Raw genomic sequence first — 21,806 nt, 5'->3', positions numbered from 1 at the left:
GGCAGATGCACTCCGGATCTATTAAGGACAAAAAATATCCCTATTTCTTCCCTGTGTAAACAGCGCCAGCGCGGGATGGCTGCGTGCGTCGCTGGCAACAGGAGGGGAAATGGTCGCCGTCATTGGTTTTCTGCTGGTCCTCAGCATCCTGTTGCCGCTTGCCTTCATCCGGCGTCTGTGGCGGCTCGACGAACCGACGCGGCTTGGCTGGTTGCTGGCGCTTGCCGAGACCGCCGTGCTGCTCTGCCTGATCGGGCTTCTCAACCGCTGGGACATTGCCGGGTTCTGGACCCGGGCGGCGCTCGCCGCTCTCGGCGTTGCGGCGGCCCTCGTCTCGCTGCCGCGGCACAGGCATCGGCCCTGGCTGTCGCCCGATCGCGGCGCACTGGCGCAAAGCCTCGTGCCGACGGTGGCTTCTCTCTTCGTCTTCGGGATGGCGCTCGCCTATGTCGCCTGGGGAATGGGCGCGCGACACGACCCCCGCGCGCTGGAGTTTCCGCTTTCCGGCGGCCGCTTCGTCGTCGCGCAAGGGGGCGGCATCGGCGTGCTCAACCACCACAGCGACCACCCGGCGCAGCGGCATGCCCTCGACATTACCGCTGTCGGCGATGCCGGCTTCCGTGCATTCGGCCTGCTGCCAGGGGAGCCCGCCGACTATGCGATCTTCGGCAAAACCGTCGTCAGCCCGTGCGCTGGAGAGGTGATCGCGGCGGTCGATGGACTGCCGGACCTTTCACCACCCGAGGCGGACCGCGACAACCCTGCCGGCAACCACGTGATCGTCGCCTGCGACGGCATGCGGGTGGAACTGGCGCATCTGCGCCAGGGCAGCGTGACCGCCGTGGTCGGCGCGCGGGTTGCCGCCGGCACCCCGATCGGCGCGGTCGGCAATTCCGGCAACAGCACGGAGCCGCATCTGCACATCCATGCCGTCGATGCCGGATCCGGAAAGGGCGTTCAATTGTCCTTCGACGGACGTATCCCGGCTCGCAATGCGCAGTTCGTCCGATGAGAGCCGATAGCCGGTTGAGAGGGCGGCGCTTTACACGCGCAATCCGATTGGCCAAAGATGGCCGCTACGGGAGGAGTTCGCGCATGGACATCGCCACCTTGGCCGCCTTTGCGGCCGTCACCTTCATTGCTGTGGTCACGCCGGGCCCGGACGTGATCCTGGCGATGGCCAACGGCTCTCGCTTCGGCATGAAGAAGGCGGTTGCCGGCATGATCGGCGTGCTGCTTTCCGACTTTTTCCTGATCGCTGCCGTGGCAGCCGGTCTCGGCGCCATCCTCGCCGCCTCGGAATTCTGGTTCTCGGTCGTCAAATATGCGGGCGCCGGCTATCTCGCCTGGCTCGGCTACCGGATGCTTCGCCCCGGCGAAGCAAGGAAGGTGGACGGGCACGGCTTTGAAAACACCGATCTCATTCGCACGGAAACCGCGCTTGCGATCTGCCGCCACAGCATGATCGTGGCCATCACCAACCCGAAGGCCTACCTGTTCTTTTCCGCGCTGGTGCCGCAGTTCATCAACCCGGCCACGCCGCAACTGCCGCAATTCCTGGCCCTCACGGCCGTCTTCACCGTCGTCGAGTTTGCCGTCATGTTCGGCTACGCGCTTGTCGGCTTCAAGACGGCGCAGTTTGCCGCCTCGTCGATGCGGCGCTGGATGGAAAGAGGCTGCGGCGGGGCGCTGCTGGTCTCGGCCGCCTCGCTCGCGCTGGTGAAACGCGCCAACGGATAGGTGGCGGGCAGCGATGCCGGCGCGGCAGATGTGCATTTCCAAAAGGCGAAGACCTGCGTGACGGAACGCTGCAAGGGGTGCGGGGGGAATTTCGAGCCTGTCGACGGCCCGACCCATGCCTATATGCAATCATCTCCGGCCTGCTTTCGCGCCTTCAACGATCTGCTTGCGGCCGAGTACAGTATCCCTGAACTTCGGCAGGCTCGCCGGCTGCAGCCGAGAGGCCCCGTTCGCCGATGGAAACCAACGCGGTCATACTGGACTTTTCACGCCACAAGGCGGGGCTCGCGCCGCTGTCGCCCCCGGTTGCCTTCACGATGACGGCGGCGGACGTCGCGCCGTTTGCAGGCGGTGCCCTGCACGAGCGCAAGGTGCGCGGATGAGCGCGAGCCACCTGGGAGGACTGGCGGGCGCATCATGACTACGTCCGACGGTGGATGGCCGAACATTCGGCGTCTTGACGGCGGATCGTTCGCTCCCGGGGATGCGGAGAGGGTCAGGAGCCGGCCGGCCGCCTCGCCGCCGCACCGCTTCTGGCGGGGCTCAGCGACAGAAGTGTCGTTGCCGTTTCAGCAGGCACGTTCGGCGATCCTGCGGCAAACTGCGAAATGCCCGACGGGTCCTCCGACCAGACGCTGTTTCTGCCGGCCGCCTTTGCGGCATAGAGCGCCGCATCGGCGGCGGAAATGAGCGCATGCACGTCCCCGTGCCGGTCGGCGAAGGAAATCCCGATGCTGACGGTTGCCGAGAGCACGCCCTTGCTCGTGCTCAGCCGGCGCGCTTCGAGCGCGGTGCGAATGCTGTCTGCAATGGCGATCGCCTCCGGGCGGTCCGCCCGTGGAAGGCAGGCGGCGAATTCCTCTCCGCCCATGCGCGCGACCAGGGCGTCGCGGGGCACGGCCTTCGAGATGATCTGCGCAAATTCGACGAGCACCTGGTCACCCGCCGTGTGCCCGTGTCGATCGTTGATCGCCTTGAAGTGGTCGATGTCGAGGTAGAGCAGCGCGCCCTTCGCCGGCTGGGTGGCGAGATGGGCGTCCAGTTGCGCAAGGAACGAGCGGCGGTTCGGCACGCCCGTCAGCGCGTCGGTCTCCGAAGCGAGCTTGTAGCGCTGCTGGGTTCGCTCCTTGACCAGTGCGAAGAAGGCGAAGCCTCCGGCAAGACTGTGAAGAAACAGCTCGAAGGTCAGCAGCTGATACCAGAGCGGCTGCGACGTCCCGGCGGCGGTATTGCCGGCGAGCGGCCAAAGCAGGACCAGCGGGATGCGGGCGAGGTAGAGCAGGCCGTGGGTGGCGAACACGAAGGCGACGATGTAGGAGCTCGGCAGCTTGCGGAAATTCTCCGACCGGAAGATCTCGAGCGCGATCAGCGTCGAATAGGCGAAGATCAGGATCGAGTAGAGCACGATCCGGCTGGTAACGCTCTCGCGAACATAATCTGAAGAATAGGTGACGAGGATCCATAGGGCCGGCCCGAAGAGCGCGGCGGCGATCTTGAGCGGCTGATTGTCAAAGGCGCGCAAGCCGAGCCAGATCATCGCGAGCCCCAGCACCGCGAGCGCGTTGCCGAGCGAGATGGTCATGAAATTGTAACCGTCGCCGCGCAGCGTCAAAAGCACGAAGCCGACCGCGCTGATGCTAAAGGCCAAGGACCACAGAAGCAGCTCGAGGCTTTTGCGCTCCTGCCGCCAGGCAAGACCGAAGAAAGCGGCGAAGATCACCAGTGTCGCGAACGAACTGAGCATGATCGTCGGGGTATGCAGGATGTCCACCGTCGTCTCCTGATGTTCGCGCGAAACCATGCCCCACAACCGTAAAGCTTTCGCAAATGACGGCTCCAGACGGCGTGCCCGGCATCGGACGGTCTGTGCCAAAACGGCGGTTGCCAGCGCAGGAAACGGGTTGAATTCGGGTGCGTCCTGCACGATTTTTGGGATGGACGCAAAAAGCGGAGGCGAGACCGATGGGTCAGGCGGTGCATCGTTATTTCATCTTTGAGACCGCAGCCGGATTCTGCGGCATCGCCTGGAACGATGTCGGCATCACGCGCTTTCAGCTGCCGACCAGGGCGATGCAGTCAACCGAGCGGCTGTTGCTGCGGCGACTGCCCTCCGGCGAAGCGTCGGAACCGACGCCCGAAATCCGGACGGCGGTGGACGCCGTGCGCCGCTACTTCGAGGGCGTGGAGGTCGATTTTTCCGGCTTCGCGCTGGATCTGCAAGGCCAGGACGAATTTTTCCTGCGCATCTATGCGGCGGCGCGGGCGCTGCGCTGGGGGCAGACCACCACCTATGGCGCGCTCGCCAAGGAATTGGGCGCCGGGCCGGAAGCGGCGCGCGACGTCGGCCAGGCCATGGCCAAGAACCCGGTATCGCTGATCATCCCCTGCCACCGGGTCCTGGCCGCCGGCGGCAGGATCGGCGGGTTTTCAGCGCCCGGCGGATCGACCACCAAGACGCGCATGCTCGAACTGGAGGGTGTCCATCTGGAGGAGCAGCAGGCCAAGCCCGCGCAGCAGTCTTTCGGCTTCTGAGGTAGAGGCGGCCCAGCGCGGGCGCCTAAAGCCTTTCGTGAAAAAGGATCCGCACGCCAGGCTCTAAGCTCTTGTTTATATGCGTGTCGTTGCCGCGAAATCGCGGCACGCTCTGGCGCGACCTGCATCAGCCTTTGGACCGTTGCTCGGCCTCGCGTGCGTAGACCGCGAGGAAGGCCTTGCCCATCAGCGACTTCTCGTTCTCGATGCTCTTTCGCAGGACCGCTGCACGGGTTGCCTGAATGGCCCGGTCGTCGGGTGCGGCTGCGCTGGCGAATTCCACCAGTTGCACCGCGAGGCGGAAATTCCCAGTCTCCGACAGATGGGTTGCCCGTTCCGCAAGCCTTTCGGCGCCGCCGGCAAGAGCGGCCAGTTCCGATGCGAGATCGGCAGTCCTCGGCGGCTTGAGATGGGCAGCGTCGCCATCGAACCAGCCGGCGTAGAAATGATAAATGCTGCGCACAAGGAATTCCGGGTCGTCGTACTTGGCTGCCAGATAGGGCTTTGCCAGATATCCGTCCGGCACCTTCACCGCATGCAGAACCTCGTCGAGGTTGGCGCCCCTGTTGATGAGCGCGAGCGTTTCACGCACAAGGTGCTCGAGCGCTTCGGCGACATCGCTCAGCACCTCGGCGGCCCGTTCTTCACCAAAGACGACCGGTCCGTGACCGGGAATGAGGACCGCCGGAGCGAGCGCCTCCATCTGCCGAAGTGCCGTCGCCCAATCCGCTGCATAACGCTGCACCTTGCGCGGATTGCCGGCATTCGGAAACACCCAGATGACGAAATCGCCGCTCGCAAGCACGCGTCGCTCCGGCAGCCAGACGAAGGTGGCATCGTCGGTTTCGCCTCTGCCGTGAAAGAGTTCGATCCGCTCGCCGCCGATGGAAAGCGAGAGGGTATCGTCATAGACCACGTCGGGGCGACGCTGGCCGATCGGGTAGATGTAGCCCGGTTTGTTGAATTGCTGGCTCTGCGCGATGCTGTTGTAGCCGTGCGAGGCTTCGTAGCGCTCCATCCGCCGCGCGACGTTGCGGTGGGCGACGATCTGCGGGCGCGCAAGTCCGCGCGCATCCGCTTCCCGGTCGATTTCCGTGATCCCGCTGGTATGGTCGATGTGGCCGTGCGTGAAGATGACGCTGTGGATGGGGCTGTCGTCCCAGGAGCGTATGACCTCGAGGGTCCGCTTTGCCGTTTCCGGCTTCGCGGTGTCGATCAGGACCAGACCTTCGCGCGTGCGGATGGCCGTCACGCTGCCGCAGAAATAGGTCGTATGGACGGTGACGATGTCGTCGGCGACGTGGGTGATGGCGCCGTCGGAGACCGCGGCGGTCCATTCTTCCATCTGCGCCGTGCCGTCCCACAGACGTTCGAACAAAGGATCGTGTCTCATGGGCTCTCTATCCTTGAAGCAATCGCCGACAGCTTTAGCATTGCCGGCCGCGATTGGAAGCCGGCGTATATGGCCGCGCGGCCATGCCTCCGGCTTTGGGCTCCATCACTGAAGACACTCGCTCATTGGAGAAGCTGAAACAGTTTCCCGAGCGTGCCGGGTTCCTGCGCCGGCTGCGCGGTCCCTTCGGCCGGTTGCTCATCCGGCTGCGGCGTCTCCGGTGCCGGCTGGTCCGCAGCCATGTCGGGCGAGACTTGCCCGTCGGCGGGCGGTACCGCCTCGGGTTCGGTGCCGCCGCCGCCGATGATCTGCTCGATGGAGAGCTCGCTTCCCTCGCCCTTCGGCTGCTTGCCGATTGCGCCGCCGAGGATATCGCGGATCTTTCCGCCCTTGCCCTCGCCGGACAGGAGCTCGTCGAGCCCCAGCTTGCCGGTCGGCAGTCCGAGCTTCTTCAAGGTGGCAAGCGCGGCATCGGGGTTTTTCAAGAGGCCCGAAAGGTCGGGATAGATGCGCGGAGCGGCAAACGATCCTTCGATGACAACAGGCACGCCGATGCCTTCGGTCGCAATGTCGGCGCCCTGGCCCTGCAAGGATGCGACCACGCGCGGATCGAGACGGAAGTTCAGCTGATCCTCCGGCAGGTTTGCCTCACCCTTGCCGCTCATGCGCACGAGGGGACCGACGAGCTTGATGTCGTCCGTGCGCGCAACGCCGTTGTCGATGGCAAAGGACGCCCCGAGTTCGGTAAATCCGGTCGCCTTGTTGTCGTTCTGCTTGAAGCCGGATGACATCAGGCCGACGAGATTGTTGTAGACGTCGGCAACGTCGATGCCGCGAATGGCGCCGTCGGAAAAACGGACCTCAGCCGTGCCCTTGAGCGATCGCTTGAGCGCGCCCGTCGTGCCGCCGGCGCCGGCAATGTCGAAGGTCGCCTGCAGGGCGCCCTCGAGGTGCTTGAAGTTTGCCAGATCGGTTAGCAGCGGCGCGGCGGAAGCGCCCGATATCGAGGCCTTGACCGCGATCGTCGGCTCTGCGCCGGATCCGTCGGCGGTCACGCTTGCCGCCACCTGGCCGCCATAGAAGGGGCTTTCGGGGATATCGAGGTTTGCGATGCCCTCGGAGATCTTCAAGGTGGTGGCGACCGGCCCGGCGACGACGCGGCCGTAGGCGAGCTTCTCGGCATCGACCTTGATGGCGGCGTCGATCGAGCGAAGCGCGGACAGATCCAGCGGAGTATCCGAGGCCGGCCCTTTGCTCGCCTTGGCCGCAGCCTTCGCCTGCGGGGCGGCAGCCGAGGGCGCGCCGGCCAGTCGCGCAAGATCCAATTCCTTGAAATGGAGCGCGCTCGAAATTTTGAGCGGTGTCCCGAGTTCGACCGCGCCGTTGCCGCTTCCTTCGACCCCGTTGACCGAGAGCGTGGCTTTCTGGAATGCGACGCCGGCAGCGCTTGCCTGCACGTCGCCGTTGAAGGCGAATTGCGCGATGCCGCCTGCGTCGGCCTGGCCGACCCAGGCGAGGAGCGCCCGCAAGTCTGCTGCCGCGAAGTTCACCCTGCCTGAATAGCTGCCCGCAAGCGCTGCCGTGCCATCAAGCGCAAGCGTCGCCTCCTTCATGCGCAGGTCGAGCTTCAGCGGGATGTCGCCGGCGCGGGCATTGGCGTCCAGGAGCAGGTCGCGGACGGGCAGCGTGAGGTCGACATCGGCCGCTTTGCCGCGCCAGACGAGGCTGCCCGCAAGCTTCATCGGCTTGGTCAGGCCGTCGATCTTGAGGGTCAGCTTCTTTGCCTTCACTTCGGCCATCGCCGGGTCGTCCATGCCGGGGATTGCGAAGGTCGCGTCGCGCAGGCTCACGCCGCCGGTGACGTTGATCGTCTCGCGGATGGCGTTTGCGCTCAGTCCGCGGAACGCGAAGCCGGTGTCCATCGTCACGGTGCCGGACAGCGGCACCGACTGCCCGGCAAAAGCCGCGAGTTTGGAAACATCGAGCCCGTTGCTGGCGACGCGGCCTTTGAAAACCGGCTCGTCGGCGCTGATATCGGCGGCGAGGTCGGCGGCAACGCTGCCGGCGTCGATGCCGAGATGTTCAAGCCGGCCCGTCAGTTGCCCGTCCTTGAGCGTGGCGGTCAGCGCGACGTCGGCGGCGGAAATGTCGCCGACGTCAAGAGCGGCGACGTTGACGCTGATATCGGCATCGAAACCGGCGAGTGCCTGCAGGCCCCCTGCCGCCTTGGCCTTCTGCGAACGACCTGTCGGTTCCGTCACCTGCGACGATGCCGCGGTCGCGTCACCATCGAGAAACGCGCTCAGATCCAGCCGGTCGGCGCTGAGGTCGGCGAGAAACCGCGGGCGGCTTCCCGGTACGAACAGCGCGTCGAGCCCGAGCGTTTCGTCTCCGACCGTGAGCTTGCCGCCGCGGATCTGGTAGCCGCCATTGGCATTCAACGCCACCTGGCCGCTGGCGGTCAGTTCCGTAAGCCCGGCCGCAAGTGCAGGCTCCGCTTCCAGGGAGAGGCTGAGTTCGGCGGGCTTGTGCTCGAGCAGCGGACGCAAGGGCGAAACGGCAAGCGTCACCTCGTAGCGCCGACCCTCGATACCGGCCCCGGCCGAGAGCGACAATTCGCCGTCGATATCCGGAACGGCGAGCGTGAGGTCGAGATCGCTGACGACGTCGACCGAACCGCCGGCGCCCTCCTGCCGCAGCGTTCCCTCGCTGATCGAGATCTTGTCGATCGCGCTTTTCTCGAGGAAAGCGATGAGGACAGCGAGCGGATCGCGCGTTTCGTCCGTCTTGGTCTGTTCCGCCTCCGCGCCGCTCTCTTGCGCCACGGGTGCGGCATCCGCCTTCGGCCGCAGCGCCACCACAGGCCGCACCAGCCTTACCTCCCGGACGTGCAGACGCTTCGACCAGAGCGAGGAGAGCGTCACGGAGCCCGCGACTTCGCCGATCTCGGCGGTCATGCCGTCGGCATCGAGCGAGACGTTTTCGGCGACAACGGCCAGATGCGGCACGACGGAAAGCCTGACCGGGCCATTGAGCGCGATCGAACTGCCGGTGACGCTGGAGAGTTGCCGTCCGAGTTCGGCGCGCATCCAGTCGCTCGAAACGAAGCTTGGCAGGATCATGACTGTAACGACAGCGAGGACGCCGAGCGCCAGCAGGCAAAGAAAGAAACTCCGCATGTTTCCCCTCGTTGCGAAAGCGACTGATTCGGTATCGTTTTCCAGGGCGCGCTGTTTTGCAACTCTTGGCGCGATCCGCCGTTCTCTCCGGACGGCGGCGTTATCTCACGACGACACCCTTTGCCGCGGCGCCGCCATCGCCAATCTCGGAAGCGAAGGCTTCAGCGGCGGCGGGCTGCGGAGCGGTTCGCTCCGCCGAAGACCGCGCGGCAAATGCGCGTGGCCGATGCACCAGCGTGACCAGCACGAACGACAGGATCATCAGCAGGTACCAGGCGCCGAGCTTCTGCACGGACACCAGCGTCCAGCCGTCATGCTGGGAGGGATAGATCCAGGCCCGCGACCAGGTGCCGATGTTTTCGGCAAACCAGATGAAGAGCGCGACAAGCAGAAAGCCGACAAGCAGCGGCATGCGGTGGCGAAACCGGAACACGCGATAGTGCACGGTCGTGCGAAGAAAGAGGATCGCCGTCGCCCCGAACAGCACATAGCGCAGGTCGATGATGTAGTGGTGGCTGAAGAAGTTGACGTAGATGGCAAAAGCCAGCAGCAAGGTCGCAAGGAGCGGCGGGTAGCCGCTGTAGCGCATGTCGAGAATGCGGGTCACGCGCGCCAGATAGGAGCCGACGGCGGCATACATGAAGCCCGAAAACAAGGGTACGCCGCCGATGCGAAAGAGGCTCGGCTCCGGATAGATCCACGAGCCGACGGAGGTCTTGAAGATTTCCATCAGCGTGCCGACGACGTGGAAGATCAGGATGACCTTGGCCTCGGCGATGGTCTCGAGCTTGAAGACGAGCAAGGAAATCTGGATGGCGATGGCGCTCAGGAACAGGAAGTCGTAGCGGGCAAGGCCTGCACCTTCGGGCCAGTACAATTTCGTGCCCAGCATGAGGGCCAGCATCGCGCCGCCGAAGAGGCAGGCGAAGGCCTGCTTGATGCCGAATACCAGAAACTCGGTCAGGCCGCCGAAGAGACCGCTCGCCGGAAGCCGATCGAGCAAACCATGCGCTGCGGCGTCGATGCGCGCCTCGAGGCTAGTGAATCGCCGTTCCTCGGGCTCTCGAACCATCCGCATCGTCTCCGTGTCGCCTCGCGGAGCGATGGCGTGACAATGCGGTTGAATTATGGATGGGCGAAAACCGTGCCGTGCGCCCACACTGCTTCCCATCGGTCATCGCCCGAAGACAGCCGGACCTCGGCATGCAGCCGTCGGCGTTTACCGCGGTTGATCAGCGCGGGAACGAGTAGCGGTCGACGATCCCCCAGATCTCCCGGTTGACCTCCTGCAGTTGCTCGATGACCTCGTTGATCCGTGCGATCTCTGCATCATTGATCTGTTCGATCTTGCCGTATTTGATCGTGTCCTTGCTGTCGAAGATCGCCATCAGCTGCGTGCTGGCCTGATCGCCGGTCTCGTCGAAGGAATAGATGCAGTGGCTGTACTTGTTGCGAAGCTTCGCCTGCCGGCCAAGGTGTTGGGTAATCGCGAGAATTTCCTGCCGCTGGGCGGCCGGCGTCTTGCCCATCTTGGTCAGCCGCTCGACGAGTTCGATGCGCGCGCGCGTCGTGTTCAGCGTCAGGAAGATGACGATCGCGGTTTCCTTGTCGACCCGGGCGAGGCCGGCGATGAGATAGATGAGCAAACTCTCCGTGTTGGTCCACGTATAGTTGAGCTGTCCGATCAAAAGGAGGATTTCGTGAAATCTTGCCATGGGCCCTGCCAGTGCTTGCCGTTTGCCAAACCACTGCTCGCCAGAATACCGCATTCCTGCGTCCAGTAAATTTGTTCTGACGATGGTCGCGCAGGCCCGGAAATACTGCGATCCGGGCCTCTTGGCCGCGTGGCTGGCCAGGGGGGCGACGGCTATATTTTACCTAGCCCGCGGGTGAACATTTCCGCGTCCCGTCGCTAGCCCGCGAAGGTTAACCCGAACTGACAACTTACAATGCGTGTCGGTTTTAGACAGAGTCTCCTCTGCAACCGGCGAGCAGGACGCACTCAGGCCCCCAAGGGCAAGCACTGCATCGAATGGAAAAGCCCAGTTGGGAACCTGTTCCGGTCCTCTCGACCAAGTAAGGGGAGAGGCAAAAAAAGCGATCAAAGATATCGACATGTGGGCGACTAGGCGCCCGGAGGAAAACACCTTTACTGAGTTCAACGAGTCCAACATGTAGCCCGCGCATGGCCCAAATCCGCGTATGAGAAGAATGCGGCTCGGCTGTCGCGGCCTCAACTTGAGGTAATTGTTATGAGTAAGGACAAGAACATTCTGTGGCCATGGAATGACAGCCAGTCTCAAGATCAAGACCAGGGACAGGGACAAGGCCAGGGTCAAGGACAATTGCAGGCAGAGCTGCAAGGCCAGCTTCAGGGGCAAGGACAGGGCCAGGGGCAGGGTCAAGACCAGGGTCAGGGACAAGATCAGGGGCAAGGCCAGGATCAGGGCCAATCGCAATACAGCGAATCCTACAACGGCAACCTGAACGGCAACGGCAATCTGAACGGCAACGGCAATGCCAATGCGAACGGCAACGGCAACCTGAACGGCAACGGCAACGCCAATCTCAACGGTAACGGCAATGCCAACCTGAACGGCAACGGCAACGCCAACCTGAATGCCAACCTCAATGAAAACAGCACCGATGTCGATGTGGACAGCAGCACCACCGTCGATGTCGATGTGGACGTCGATCTCGATCTGAGCGGCTACAAGCCGTCCGATGACGATTTCGCCGATATCGACAACTCCTCGATCCACGGCATGGCGAATACGAGCTTCAAGGACATCCTGAACGGCTCGATGAACGGCAACAGCAACGTTGCCAACGTATTCAGCCAGAACGCCATCATGTCGGATGACGACAGCGCCTCGAACATCAACAACAGCGGTACGCTCAACCAGAACGGCAACGCCAATGCCGGCGACGCTGAATCGGGCGACGGCATCAGAGCCGGAGCAGACGGCGGCGAGGGCGGAAGCGACGCCTATGCCAACGGTGGTGACGGCGGCGGCGGCGGCCATAGCATCGGTGGCTTCGCAGGCGCAGGCGACGGCGATGGCGGCGACTCCGACAACGATGCCGATGCGACCGGCGGTGCCGGCCTTGGCGGCATTGCAGCGAGTGTTGGCGTCGGTGGTTCTGCCAGCAGCGGTGACGCGGCTGGTGGTACAGCGACCGCTGGTTCGGGTGCTGCTGGCGGTGCAGGTCTCGGTGTCGGCCTCGGCCTTGGTGTCGGTCTTGGCGTCGGCGCAGCAGCCGGCGGTGACGGTGGCAGCAACGGGGCCGGCAACGGCGGCGATAGCGGCGACGTGGAAAGCGACGACGCGGAAGCCTCGGATGCCGGCAACGGCGGTGACGCCGGTGGGTTCATCCTGCCGATCCTGAACTTCGGTGGCGACGGTGGCGACAACGACGGCGGCAACAGCGTTGCGGTCGGCGAAACGGGTGATGCCAATGGCGGCGATGCCGGCGATGCCGGCGACGGCGGCGGTGCCCTGGGTGCTGGTCTTGGTGCGGGTGCCGGCTTTGGCGCCGGTGCAGGTATCGGCGGGGCCGGTGGTGCTGGCGGCAGTGCTCTTGCGGGCGGCGGCGCCAGTGGCGATGCGACTGGTGGCAGCGGTACCGGTGGTGCTGCGACCGGCGGTCATGGCCTCGGTGGCTCTGCGCTCACGGGTTCGTGGGCGACGGGCGGCGACGGTGGCGATGCCTATGGTGGCCACGCACTCGGTGGTGCCGGCGGTGCCGGTGGCAACGGTGGCTTTGCGGCCAACGGTGATGGCGGCGCGGGTGGCAGCGCCGGCATGTGGGGCTCGTACAATGGTGACGATAGCTTCGTTGAAGGGCTCTCCTCTGCCTCGGCAGACGCAGTCATCGACACCAACGCCTTCAACCAGCAGATCGTGCTCGGCGCGAACCTGCAGGGCAACACGATCGACATGACGGTCGTCGGTGGCGATTACACGACCACCGCCGTCGGCGACGACGACAACACCTGATCGGTAGGGGGCGTCGATCCGCATCCCGCGGCATCGACACGACAATGATGACTGCGCGGGAAGCCTCTCGCGCAGTCAGGCATGCCCCGCCACGCAGGAGGGGACTGCCGACTACAAGAGGAGGGCCCGACCTTGTATTCCGCAAAGATCACCGAGGCCATTGCCCATTTCATCGGTCTCTTCGAAATCTCAACCGAAGAGGCGCGTCTGCGTGAAGTCCACGACAAGTTCGACCCGGATCGCGAAATCCACAAGGATCCGAAGGAGCTCGTTTCTGCGCCCGTCAAGGTGCACGCACCTTACGATCTCGACGACTTCAACCCCGACATTCCGTACAAGCCGGTCGGACCGGACATCTTCATGCCGATACCCGACGGCTATGCCGGCGTGTCCTTCCCCGAATATCCGACTTTTGGCGGCTCCCTTGGACGGTCCAGTTCGGAAGTCTTCCTGCAGGGCTCATCGCCGAGATCGGCGGCGCAGCCGCTCGAGCCGCACATCAGCCCGCCGGGTTCGGTCGCGCTCTACAGCAACCAGACCGCCGAGCTTTCGGACAACGACTTCGTCAGCGTTGGCGGGCATGGCCTGAAATCCGGCCTGCAGATCGACAACAGTGCCACGATGGCCGGGCTCATCGATGCGACGCAGAAGATTTCGCTGCTTGGCGAGACGAATGTCGCCGGCTCCAGCGATGCGATCGCCAGCCTCGTCGTCGGCACGGCCGAGAGGCTTGATGCATTCTCTAGCGGCGAAGCGGAGGCGGAGGGGCTGACCGTCAGCCATTTTTCGGCCAGGGCCAGCACGCTCGAAGGCATCTATGTGAACGGCGTGCTCGTTGAGGAAGCGCCTGTTCTGAAGGATCACCTGCCGGACCCGGACGAGGCGTCCGATACGCCGGAAGAGCCCGAATTGTCGAACGAGGGGAGCGATGTCGAGGGCGGCATCGCCTATGGCGAAGGCGCCGTCTCGGTCGACATTTCGGTCGAGTTGGAGACCGGCAGCAACACGCTGGTCAACTCCGTCGTCATCACCAGCAACTGGCTGCAGGCCGAAGTCCTGGCGGTGGCCGGCGACCACGTCGAGCTCAACGCGATCGTGCAGATCAACACCTACTATGACAGCGACCTCATCAGTTCCGCGCTGAGCGGCGACAATATCGAACAGCATGCCACCCAGGCGTTCAACATCGCCATGTTCAAGCATGTCGAGCCGGAGCAAACGACGCCCACAGGGACCGGAGACTTCCCCAAGGCCTGGGCCATCACCGAGGTCAAGGGTGATCTGATGATGGTCAACTGGTTGCAGCAGTTTGCCTTCATGTCGGATGAGGACACGGCGATCCTTGCCGCGTCCGGCTCGAAGCTTTCGATCGTCGGTGGCGACAACACGGCGGCCAACCAGATATCGCTGCTGGAGCTCGGATACCGCTTCGACCTGATCTTCGTCGGCGGCAGCGTTTTCGACGCCAACATCATCCAGCAGACGAATATTCTGCTCGACAACGATCTCATCGGTGCGGTCGGCGGCTTTCACACCAGCGGCGCCGGTTCGGTCTCGACCGGCGGAAACCTGCTGTGGAATTATGCCGGAATCGTCGAAGCCGGCAGTGCAGGCCCGGTCAATCCGATGTCGCAAGGCTATCTGTCGGCGCTGCAGGATCTGTCGGAAGGCAAGATGCCTTCGGGCGGAGACTTTCTGAATGATCCCGCCTTTGCCGGGCTGCATGGCCTGCGCGTGCTCTACATTTCCGGTGATCTCATCAGCCTCAATTACATCCAGCAGACGAACATCCTGGGCGACAGCGATCAGGTGACGCTTGCGATGAATGCGCTTGCGGCCCGTCCCGATGCGGATTGGACCATATCGACCGGGTCGAACGCCCTTTTGAACTATGCGGGGATCGTCGATGTCGATACCGGCAAGACGATCTATGCCGGCGGCGGGGCCTATTCCGATGAGGTGCTCATCCAGGCGGAACTGGTCAAGAACGATCCCTATCTCGGCGGTCAGGACCCGGATGCGCTGGTCAGCGAAGCCGTGATCTTCCTCGGCGACGACATGCTCACGGCGGACACTGGTCAGCAGCAGGACCAGATTTCCCCGAACCAGGGAATGCACACTATCGACACGGCCAGCGTCGATCCCATGCACAGCATGGTCGCCTGATCGGGACGCGGGAGGATATCCATGACCGACCGCACCAATCCGTCTCGGCCAGCGTCCGCCGAAACCGGCGGCGATGCCTCTTCGCGCGCAGAGGAAACCGGAACATGGCCGGAAACGTCAGCCGCCGACGCCGTTCGGCGGCAGTTTCAGCGCAAGCTCGATCATCAGGAACACCTTCTGGACCGTGCTGTTAGGGAGATCGACGGGGTGGCGGACCAAATAAGAAGAGTGGCGGCAAACGGCGCCGGCGAGGATGGAAACTGGAGCCCTTCGGGCCTTCCCGGATCGGATACCGCAGCAAGGCCGGTTCAGGCGACGGGCGTCGCGCCTGGCGTCGCACCGGCGCGTGCCGCATCGGCCGCACCGATGGGGATCACCCAGGCCGCAAGCGCAGAGACTGGATCGCCGCGGGCAGATGCCGCAGAGGCGGTCGATGTCGCGCCGCGGCCGTGGCCGCCGAAGACCGAGCCCGTGGCCAGGCCCGAGCCTTGGCCGGCTCCGCGCGACGCGGCGCCGGTAGAGCGTCGTTCGCTGCAGGAGGAGCCGCGGCCGGAACCGTGCATCGAAAAGCCGGCCGGAAAGCCGGTCGCCTGGCCGACGGCGGAGATGAAGGAGAGATATTCGCCGTCGGGCATGGTGGTGATCGAGGCCGACCGAGGGCCGATCAAGGCCGAGGCGCGATCGCCGGATAAGGGCGGCGGATCGTCCGACGGCAAGGGCGGCGGTGGCGGCGGCGGAGGTGGCGTCTTCCATAAGCGCCTTGGGCCCGTCGATTTTTCGGCCAGCCTCACTGCCGGTCTCAAGGCGATCCGGCAGAACCTGATGATCGTCATGGTGTTCACGATCGTCACCAACGTTCTCGTGCTTTCGATCCCCGTCTATCTGTTCCAGATTTCGGACCGGGTGCTGACCAGCCGCTCGGTCGACACGCTGGTGATGCTGACGGCGATCATCGTCGGCGCGGTGGTGCTGCAGTCGGTTTTCGACGCCATTCGCCGGATGATCCTGATGCGCACCGCCGTCGAGGTGGCCGCGCAGCTCGGCGCGCCGATCCTGAGCGCGGCAGCAAGAGCCGCCCTGCATAGCAACGGGCGCGAGTATCAGACGCTTGGCGATCTGCAGCAGCTTCGCTCGTTCCTCGTATCCGGCACGTTGCTTTCGTTTCTCGATGCACCGATCGCACCGCTCTTTCTGGTGGCGGTCTTCCTCATTCACCCGCATCTCGGCATGATCGTCGTCACCTCAGCCGTTCTTCTCCTCATCGTTACGCTGTTGAACCAGAAAGCGACGGCTGCCGCCTTCGGCGAAGCGACCAACTACCAGACCAAGGCCAACCTTCATCTCGATTCAATGTCGCGCAACTCCCAGATCATCAATGCGCTGGCGATGATCCCGGAAGCCGTGCACATTTGGGGCAGGGACATGGCCGGTTCGCTCAAGGCCCAGGTGAAGGCGCAGGACCGCAATATCGCCTTTGCGTCGCTGTCGAAGGCGGTGCGGCTTCTGACCCAGGTAACGATGCTCGGGTGGGGTGCCCATCTCGCGCTCAACGGCTCGCTCACCGGCGGCATGGTGATTGCGGCCTCCATCATCGCCGGCCGCGCACTCGGACCCATCGAGGGGGCGATCGAGGGGTGGAGCCAGGTCATCCAGTCGCGCGCTGCCTACGGGCGCATTTCGGCGCTCTTGAAGACCTCACCCCTCAATTTCGAGCGGTTGAAGCTGCCGCGGCCCGAAGGGCGCCTCGACGTCGAGCGCCTGCTTTTCGTTCCGCAGGGCACCAAGCGCGTGGTGCTCAACGGCATCACCTTTGCCCTCGAGCCCGGCGATTCGCTTGCCGTGATCGGCAGTTCCGGCGCCGGCAAGACGACGCTCGGCAAGATGCTCGTCGGTTCCATCCTGCCGACGTCGGGCAACGTCCGGCTCGATCTCATGGACCTGAGAAACTGGGACCAGCGGCAGTTCGGTGAAAGCATCGGCTACCTGCCGCAGGACGTGCAGCTCTTCCCGGGCACGATCAAGGCCAACATCGCCCGCATGCGCGAGGATGCCACCGACGCCGACATCTACGCCGCTGCCAAGCTTGCCGACGTCCACGACATGATCGCCATGCTGCCGCACGGATACGAGACCGTGGTGGCCGCCGACGGCTCGCCGCTTTCGGGCGGCCAGAAGCAGCGCGTCGCGCTGGCCCGCGCCTTTTTCGGCAATCCGCGCATGGTCGTGCTCGACGAGCCCAATTCCAACCTGGATACCGCCGGCGAGGCGGCGCTGACACGGGCGCTGACCCATGCCAAGCGCGAGAAGATCACGGTGGTCACCATTACCCAGCGGCCCGCGCTTTTGAACAGCGTCGACAAGGTTCTGCTGCTCGTCAACGGCACGGTCGCGCTCTTCGGTCAGCGTCAGGATGTCCTCAAGGCGCTTGCCGCACGTGGAGTCAACACCGAAGGCAACCCGCTCGACCAACCCCAGCTTCCGTAGGCGAACATGAGCGACATGGCCAAAGTGCAGGATCTGACCTGGTACGCGGAGGTTCCGCGCTCGATCTGGCAGCATACGATGATCGGCCTGGTGCTGATCGCGGTCACCTTCGGCGGCTTTGGCATTTGGGCCTTCACCGCCCCGCTGGCGGCAGCCATCATCGCCCAGGGCAGCTTTGTCGCAACCGGGCAGAACAAGGTGGTCCAGCACTTCGAAGGCGGGATCATCAAGGAAATCCTGGTGAGCGAGGGCGACCGGGTAACCGCGGATCAGCCGTTGGTGCGGTTGGACGAGACGGCAGCGCAAGCGAACGAGAGGCAGTATTTTCTGCGCTGGGCGCGACTGGAGGCGATCGTCGCCCGGCTGACCGCGCAGGCGCATGGTCTGAAGCAGATCGTGCTGCCGGCGGCTCTTACGGAGCACGTCAAGAAGGATCCTGAGATTGTCCCGATCGTGCAGAGCCAGGAGCTCAATTTCCAGACCTGGAGGAGCAAGCTCGACAGCGACATCGGACTGTTGAAGCGGAACATCGAGAGCCTGGAGTTCCGCTCGCAAGGTTTTCATGAGCAGCTGAAATCGGTGCGCGAGCAACGGGTCCTGCTCGAGGAGGAATATATCGGCAAGAAGACGCTGTTGGCCAAGGACCTGATCCGCAAGACGGAGATCAAGACCATCCAGCGCGCGATCGCCGATGCAGAGGGGCAGATCGGGCGTCTGATGTCCGAAGTCTCGGAGACCGGCGCCCAGATCCTCAAGCAGCAGCAGCAGGTCAACCAGACCGAACAGAGTTACCAGGAGGCGGCGCTCGACGAATTGCAGAAGGCCGAGGCCGAACTCGACACGGTGCGTGAACAATTGCGCGGCGCCACCAATGTGCTGCGCCGTGCGACGATCAACGCGCCGGTCACCGGGACCGTCATCCGGATGCATTTCCATACGTCCGGCGGCGTCATCGAGAGCGGCAAGCCGATCATGGAAATCCTGCCGGCCGACGTGCCGCTCATCATCGAGGCGCAGGTGCTTCGCACCGACGTCGACAATATCCGGGTCGGCGAGAAGGCGACGGTGCGGCTGACGGCGCTCAACCAGCGCACGACGCCGGTCCTCAACGGGCAGGTCTTCTACGTCTCGGCGGACGCCCTGCCGGTGCAGACGCAGGAAGGCACGCGCGAGGTCTACCTGGCGCGCGTCAGCCTGCCGGCAACCGAGCTTGCAAGGGTTCACAACTTCGTCGTGACCCCCGGCATGCCGGCCGAAATCCTGATCCAGACCGCGGAACGGACCTTCTTCGACTACCTTACCAAGCCGATTCGCGACAGCATGGCGCGCGCCTTCATGGAAAACTGATCGCCGCGGCCGATGGCGGCGCGCAAGCGTGGATGCGCACGTCCACGCCCAGTCGTACGTGGCCCGAAGCCTCCCCGCACATCGCCGGTATGGCCGCCTCCGATGTTGCGCTGCGCGCATAGCGCATAGCTGACTTGCGCAAATTCCGCCTACGATTTGGGCAGGATCGCTGTATATTCACCTCATCGAAGCAATGCATCTCCTCCCGCAGAGCTTCGATGCGGTGAACGATCTCCTCCTCCCATGGATCGTTCACGAGATCAGCGCCACTCCTCCTCCCAGGCTGCTGATCGATTTTTAGAGAGCCTGCCGCTCCTCCCGCGGCGGGCTCTTTTGTTTTCGGCAACTTCTCTTCAGCCCCTAAAGCGGCGCATCACGGCCGCCACGCGATCAATCCGTGCCTGCGCACGGAACCAAAGCGCCCGACAGGCGGTTAAGGCTGCGGGAGGTGCGTGATGTCTATCCGTCGCTCGAAATCCGATTCGTCGCCGAAAGCACTGCGCTGGGCGTTTCACCATGGCGCCGGGCGTCTCCGGCAGGATGATGCGGCGCGCGACCGGCCCGCAATGGAGGCCGGGCGGGCGCAGGTCGTCGATGCAGGCGACGGCGGCCTGGTCGCGCCCGACCTTTCGGCTGCTCCTGTCGCTGATCGCAACCGGCAACCGCCGCCGCACGACTACAGCCACCGGCCGGCCGGCCGCGAAGCGTTGGCCTCCATCGAGGACCTCCGCGACCAAGACTGCACCGGCGGCCCCATCTGGGTGGCCCTGCTCGGTGACAATACCAGCGAGGCCATGCGGCAGTTCATGGGGATGGTGCTCGCCTTCATCTTCCTGTCGGCCGTCTTCTTCTGGTTCCTTGCATAGGACGTCAGGGCAGGAATGCCGTCTGCGACCGGGACATATCCCGGTTGACGGTCGATGACCGAAGCCTAGATAACCGGCGACGTCCCATCCTCTCCAATGCCAGCGAGATCATCATGCACTACAGAACCTTCGGCCGCACGGGCCTGCGCATCTCCGAAATCGGCTACGGTGCCTGGGGCATCGGCAAGAGCCATTGGCAGGGTGCCAGCGACGACGAGTCCGCGCGTGCACTCAACCGCGCCGTCGATCTCGGCCTCAATTTTATCGACACTGCGCTCGGCTACGGTCAGGGCCACAGCGAAAAGCTTATCGGCGCCTTGCTGCGCGAAAGGTCGGAGACGATCCACGTCGCCACCAAGATCCCGCCGCAGAACCTGCAATGGCCCGCGCATGCCGGCACACCGGCCGAGCAGACCTTTCCGGCCGACCACGTGATTGCCTGCACCGAGACGAGCCTGCGCAATCTCGGCGTCGAGACCATCGATGTGCAGCAATTCCACGTGTGGTCCGACGAATGGGTCGGCCGCGGCGACTGGCTGGAGGCGGTCGAGCGGCTGAAGCGCGACGGCAAGATCCGCTTCTTCGGCGTTTCGATCAACGACTACGAACCGGACAATGCACTGAGACTGATCGAGACCGGCGTCGTCGACAGCGTGCAGGTGATCTACAACATCTTCGAGCAGGCGCCTGAGGAAAAGCTGCTGCCGGCGTGCCTGAAGCACAATGTCGGGGTCATCGTCCGCGTGGCGCTGGATGAGGGCGGCCTCACCGGCCAGATCCGCGCCGACACCGTCTTCCCCGAGGGCGATTTCCGCGAAACCTATTTCCGCGGCGAGCGCAAGCGCGAGGTCGAGGAGCGGACGCAGAAGATCGTCGAGGACCTGGAGATCAAGCCGGACGCATTGGCGGAGACGGCGCTTCGCTTCGTTCTCAGCCACCCGGCCGTCTCGACGGTCATCCCGGGGATGCGCTCGGTGCGCAACGTCGAGCGCAACTGCGCCATCGGCGACGGGCGGGGTTTGCCGGACGCCCAGCGGGCGAAGCTGAGCGCCCATCGCTGGCGGCGCAATTTCTATCGAGATTGAAAATCGGCGACATCCTCCTTGAAGACGAGGACGTTGTCGAGCGAGGTCGACCCGCAACAAGCTCATGCCCAGGGCGCCGGTTTCTGATGACGACAGTCTTCGCTTCGGAGGAAAGGCAATGTCTGAAACGGTCAACGTTCGCTACATGGTCGACGACGTGGAGGCTGCGGTCGCCTGGTACACCGCCCATCTCGGCTTTTCGGTTCTGACGAGCTATCCGCCGGCCTTCGCCGATGTCCAGCGCGGAGCGCTGCGGCTGCTGCTCAGTGGGCCGAAGAGCTCGGCGGGCAGGGCGATGCCGGACGGCGAGAGGCCCGGTCCCGGCGGCTGGAACCGCATCCATCTCATCGTCGATGACCTGAACGCGGAGGTGGAGCGGCTGCGCCGCGCCGGCGTTCGTTTTCGCAATGACATCGTCACCGGGCCCGGAGGGGCGCAGATCCTGCTGGTCGACCCTTCGGGCAATGTCGTCGAACTGTTTCAGCCAGCGCGCCGATAACTTCCGCGCGCTTAATGTCATTCGTCCCACCGGGAACGAAAGACGGGTCGGCTCAGCCGGCGCTGGTGTCGACCACCTCGAAATCATGCGTGATCGTCGCGGTTTTGGCGAGCATCGCCGAGGCCGAGCAGTATTTCTCGATCGAGAGCGAAACGGCGCGCTCGACCTTGTTGACCGCAAGCCCGCGGCCCTTGACGATGAAGTGCATGTGGATGCGGGTAAAGACGCGCGGTTCCGTCTCGGCACGGTCGGCGTCGAGTTCGACGACGCAGTCTTCGACCGGCTCGCGGCCCTTCTCCAGGATGTGCACGACGTCATAGGCCGAGCAGCCGCCCGTGCCGATCAGCACCAGTTCCATCGGGCTCGGTCCCGGGGTGCGCCCTTCCTCTCCGAAGGCGGTTCCCAATACGACTTTGTGGCCGCTGCCGGACTCTCCGACGAAGGTCCGGTCTTCCACCCATTTGACGCGTGCTTTCATGTGTCTCGTCCTGTTGTAGCTATAGCAGGTTCACCG

General features: G+C 64.2%; 17 protein-coding genes. 11 read left to right on the top strand and 6 right to left on the bottom strand.

The genetic code is table 11. The features are described 5' to 3' along the window. Positions 1-109: 109 nt before the first annotated feature. The 3 genes from C1A35_RS27155 to C1A35_RS36100 all read left to right on the top strand — a co-directional run bounded on the left by C1A35_RS27155 (position 110) and on the right by C1A35_RS36100 (position 2,123). Entirely contained in the window at positions 110-1,012 is a 903-nt protein-coding gene (locus C1A35_RS27155; RefSeq protein WP_104667354.1) for a M23 family metallopeptidase, read from the top strand. An 83-nt stretch (positions 1,013-1,095) separates the two neighbouring features. Beyond that, on the top strand, positions 1,096-1,740 hold the full coding sequence (locus C1A35_RS27150) for a LysE family translocator (RefSeq protein WP_104667353.1): 645 nt from the start codon (positions 1,096-1,098) through the stop codon (positions 1,738-1,740). Positions 1,741-1,976: 236 nt separating this feature from the next. Beyond that, a complete protein-coding gene (locus tag C1A35_RS36100) occupies positions 1,977-2,123 on the top strand; it encodes a hypothetical protein (protein WP_158665179.1) in 147 nt (48 codons plus the stop codon). A gap of 113 nt (positions 2,124-2,236) precedes the next feature. Here C1A35_RS36100 and C1A35_RS27145 read toward each other — a convergent pair whose 3' ends face one another. After that, a complete protein-coding gene (locus C1A35_RS27145; RefSeq protein WP_158665178.1) occupies positions 2,237-3,511 on the bottom strand; it encodes a GGDEF domain-containing protein in 1,275 nt (424 codons plus the stop codon). Positions 3,512-3,702: 191 nt separating this feature from the next. Between C1A35_RS27145 and C1A35_RS27140 the strand changes: the two genes are divergently transcribed. Beyond that, entirely contained in the window at positions 3,703-4,272 is a 570-nt protein-coding gene (locus tag C1A35_RS27140) for a methylated-DNA--[protein]-cysteine S-methyltransferase (protein WP_104667351.1), read from the top strand. A gap of 127 nt (positions 4,273-4,399) precedes the next feature. Here C1A35_RS27140 and C1A35_RS27135 read toward each other — a convergent pair whose 3' ends face one another. The 4 genes from C1A35_RS27135 to C1A35_RS27120 form a co-directional block, all read right to left on the bottom strand. Then, positions 4,400-5,665 carry an alkyl sulfatase dimerization domain-containing protein gene (locus C1A35_RS27135; RefSeq protein WP_104667350.1) on the bottom strand — a complete coding sequence of 422 codons (1,266 nt, stop codon included), beginning with the start codon at positions 5,663-5,665 and terminating at the stop codon, positions 4,400-4,402. A 122-nt stretch (positions 5,666-5,787) separates the two neighbouring features. After that, positions 5,788-8,844, bottom strand: a complete 3,057-nt coding sequence (locus tag C1A35_RS27130) for an AsmA family protein (protein ID WP_104667349.1) — start codon at positions 8,842-8,844, stop codon at positions 5,788-5,790. Positions 8,845-8,944: 100 nt separating this feature from the next. Continuing rightward, complete coding sequence (locus C1A35_RS27125) at positions 8,945-9,916, bottom strand: DUF817 domain-containing protein (RefSeq protein WP_104667348.1); 972 nt, start codon at positions 9,914-9,916, stop codon at positions 8,945-8,947. 160 nt (positions 9,917-10,076) lie between these two features. Beyond that, entirely contained in the window at positions 10,077-10,559 is a 483-nt protein-coding gene (locus C1A35_RS27120; RefSeq protein ID WP_199773038.1) for a hypothetical protein, read from the bottom strand. A 537-nt stretch (positions 10,560-11,096) separates the two neighbouring features. Here C1A35_RS27120 and C1A35_RS27115 point away from each other — a divergent pair. The 7 genes from C1A35_RS27115 to C1A35_RS27080 all read left to right on the top strand — a co-directional run bounded on the left by C1A35_RS27115 (position 11,097) and on the right by C1A35_RS27080 (position 21,292). Beyond that, the gene (locus C1A35_RS27115) at positions 11,097-12,845 is read left to right on the top strand and encodes a hypothetical protein (protein WP_104667346.1); all 1,749 of its coding nucleotides are present in this window, start codon (positions 11,097-11,099) and stop codon (positions 12,843-12,845) included. Positions 12,846-12,977: 132 nt separating this feature from the next. Then, entirely contained in the window at positions 12,978-15,011 is a 2,034-nt protein-coding gene (locus C1A35_RS27110; protein ID WP_234823030.1) for a type I secretion protein, read from the top strand. A gap of 21 nt (positions 15,012-15,032) precedes the next feature. Continuing rightward, positions 15,033-17,495: a type I secretion system permease/ATPase gene (locus tag C1A35_RS27105; RefSeq protein WP_104667344.1), complete on the top strand. Its 2,463-nt coding sequence runs from the start codon at positions 15,033-15,035 to the stop codon at positions 17,493-17,495. 6 nt (positions 17,496-17,501) lie between these two features. After that, positions 17,502-18,842, top strand: coding sequence for an HlyD family type I secretion periplasmic adaptor subunit (locus C1A35_RS27100; RefSeq protein WP_104667343.1), 1,341 nt, complete (start codon positions 17,502-17,504; stop codon positions 18,840-18,842). A gap of 455 nt (positions 18,843-19,297) precedes the next feature. Next, positions 19,298-19,708, top strand: a complete 411-nt coding sequence (locus C1A35_RS27090) for a hypothetical protein (protein WP_104667342.1) — start codon at positions 19,298-19,300, stop codon at positions 19,706-19,708. Between the two features lie 113 nt (positions 19,709-19,821). Then, on the top strand, positions 19,822-20,793 hold the full coding sequence (locus C1A35_RS27085) for an aldo/keto reductase (protein ID WP_104667341.1): 972 nt from the start codon (positions 19,822-19,824) through the stop codon (positions 20,791-20,793). A gap of 118 nt (positions 20,794-20,911) precedes the next feature. Further along, positions 20,912-21,292, top strand: a complete 381-nt coding sequence (locus tag C1A35_RS27080; protein WP_104667340.1) for a VOC family protein — start codon at positions 20,912-20,914, stop codon at positions 21,290-21,292. 52 nt (positions 21,293-21,344) lie between these two features. On the opposite strand, the gene C1A35_RS27075 is transcribed toward C1A35_RS27080, so the two are convergent. Then, positions 21,345-21,770, bottom strand: coding sequence for an OsmC family protein (locus tag C1A35_RS27075; RefSeq protein WP_060604512.1), 426 nt, complete (start codon positions 21,768-21,770; stop codon positions 21,345-21,347). Between the last annotated feature and the right edge of the window lie 36 nt (positions 21,771-21,806).

Source organism: Ensifer adhaerens (genome assembly GCF_002940685.1).
Lineage (GTDB): Bacteria > Pseudomonadota > Alphaproteobacteria > Rhizobiales > Rhizobiaceae > Ensifer > Ensifer adhaerens_E.
Note: the sequence above shows the minus strand (reverse complement) of the source record. Positions and strands in the feature narration are given on the sequence as shown.

Bases quoted from the DNA above. Each gene is read 5' to 3' on its own strand.
- C1A35_RS27155 (WP_104667354.1), top strand. From the start codon at position 110: ATGGTCGCCGTCATTGGTTTTCTGCTGGTCCTCAGCATCCTGTTGCCG.
- C1A35_RS27150 (WP_104667353.1), top strand. From the start codon at position 1,096: ATGGACATCGCCACCTTGGCCGCCTTTGCGGCCGTCACCTTCATTGCT.
- C1A35_RS36100 (WP_158665179.1), top strand. From the start codon at position 1,977: ATGGAAACCAACGCGGTCATACTGGACTTTTCACGCCACAAGGCGGGG.
- C1A35_RS27140 (WP_104667351.1), top strand. From the start codon at position 3,703: ATGGGTCAGGCGGTGCATCGTTATTTCATCTTTGAGACCGCAGCCGGA.
- C1A35_RS27135 (WP_104667350.1), bottom strand. From the start codon at position 5,665: ATGAGACACGATCCTTTGTTCGAACGTCTGTGGGACGGCACGGCGCAG.
- C1A35_RS27130 (WP_104667349.1), bottom strand. From the start codon at position 8,844: ATGCGGAGTTTCTTTCTTTGCCTGCTGGCGCTCGGCGTCCTCGCTGTC.
- C1A35_RS27125 (WP_104667348.1), bottom strand. From the start codon at position 9,916: ATGGTTCGAGAGCCCGAGGAACGGCGATTCACTAGCCTCGAGGCGCGC.
- C1A35_RS27120 (WP_199773038.1), bottom strand. From the start codon at position 10,559: ATGGCAAGATTTCACGAAATCCTCCTTTTGATCGGACAGCTCAACTAT.
- C1A35_RS27115 (WP_104667346.1), top strand. From the start codon at position 11,097: ATGAGTAAGGACAAGAACATTCTGTGGCCATGGAATGACAGCCAGTCT.
- C1A35_RS27105 (WP_104667344.1), top strand. From the start codon at position 15,033: ATGACCGACCGCACCAATCCGTCTCGGCCAGCGTCCGCCGAAACCGGC.
- C1A35_RS27100 (WP_104667343.1), top strand. From the start codon at position 17,502: ATGAGCGACATGGCCAAAGTGCAGGATCTGACCTGGTACGCGGAGGTT.
- C1A35_RS27090 (WP_104667342.1), top strand. From the start codon at position 19,298: ATGTCTATCCGTCGCTCGAAATCCGATTCGTCGCCGAAAGCACTGCGC.
- C1A35_RS27085 (WP_104667341.1), top strand. From the start codon at position 19,822: ATGCACTACAGAACCTTCGGCCGCACGGGCCTGCGCATCTCCGAAATC.
- C1A35_RS27080 (WP_104667340.1), top strand. From the start codon at position 20,912: ATGTCTGAAACGGTCAACGTTCGCTACATGGTCGACGACGTGGAGGCT.
- C1A35_RS27075 (WP_060604512.1), bottom strand. From the start codon at position 21,770: ATGAAAGCACGCGTCAAATGGGTGGAAGACCGGACCTTCGTCGGAGAG.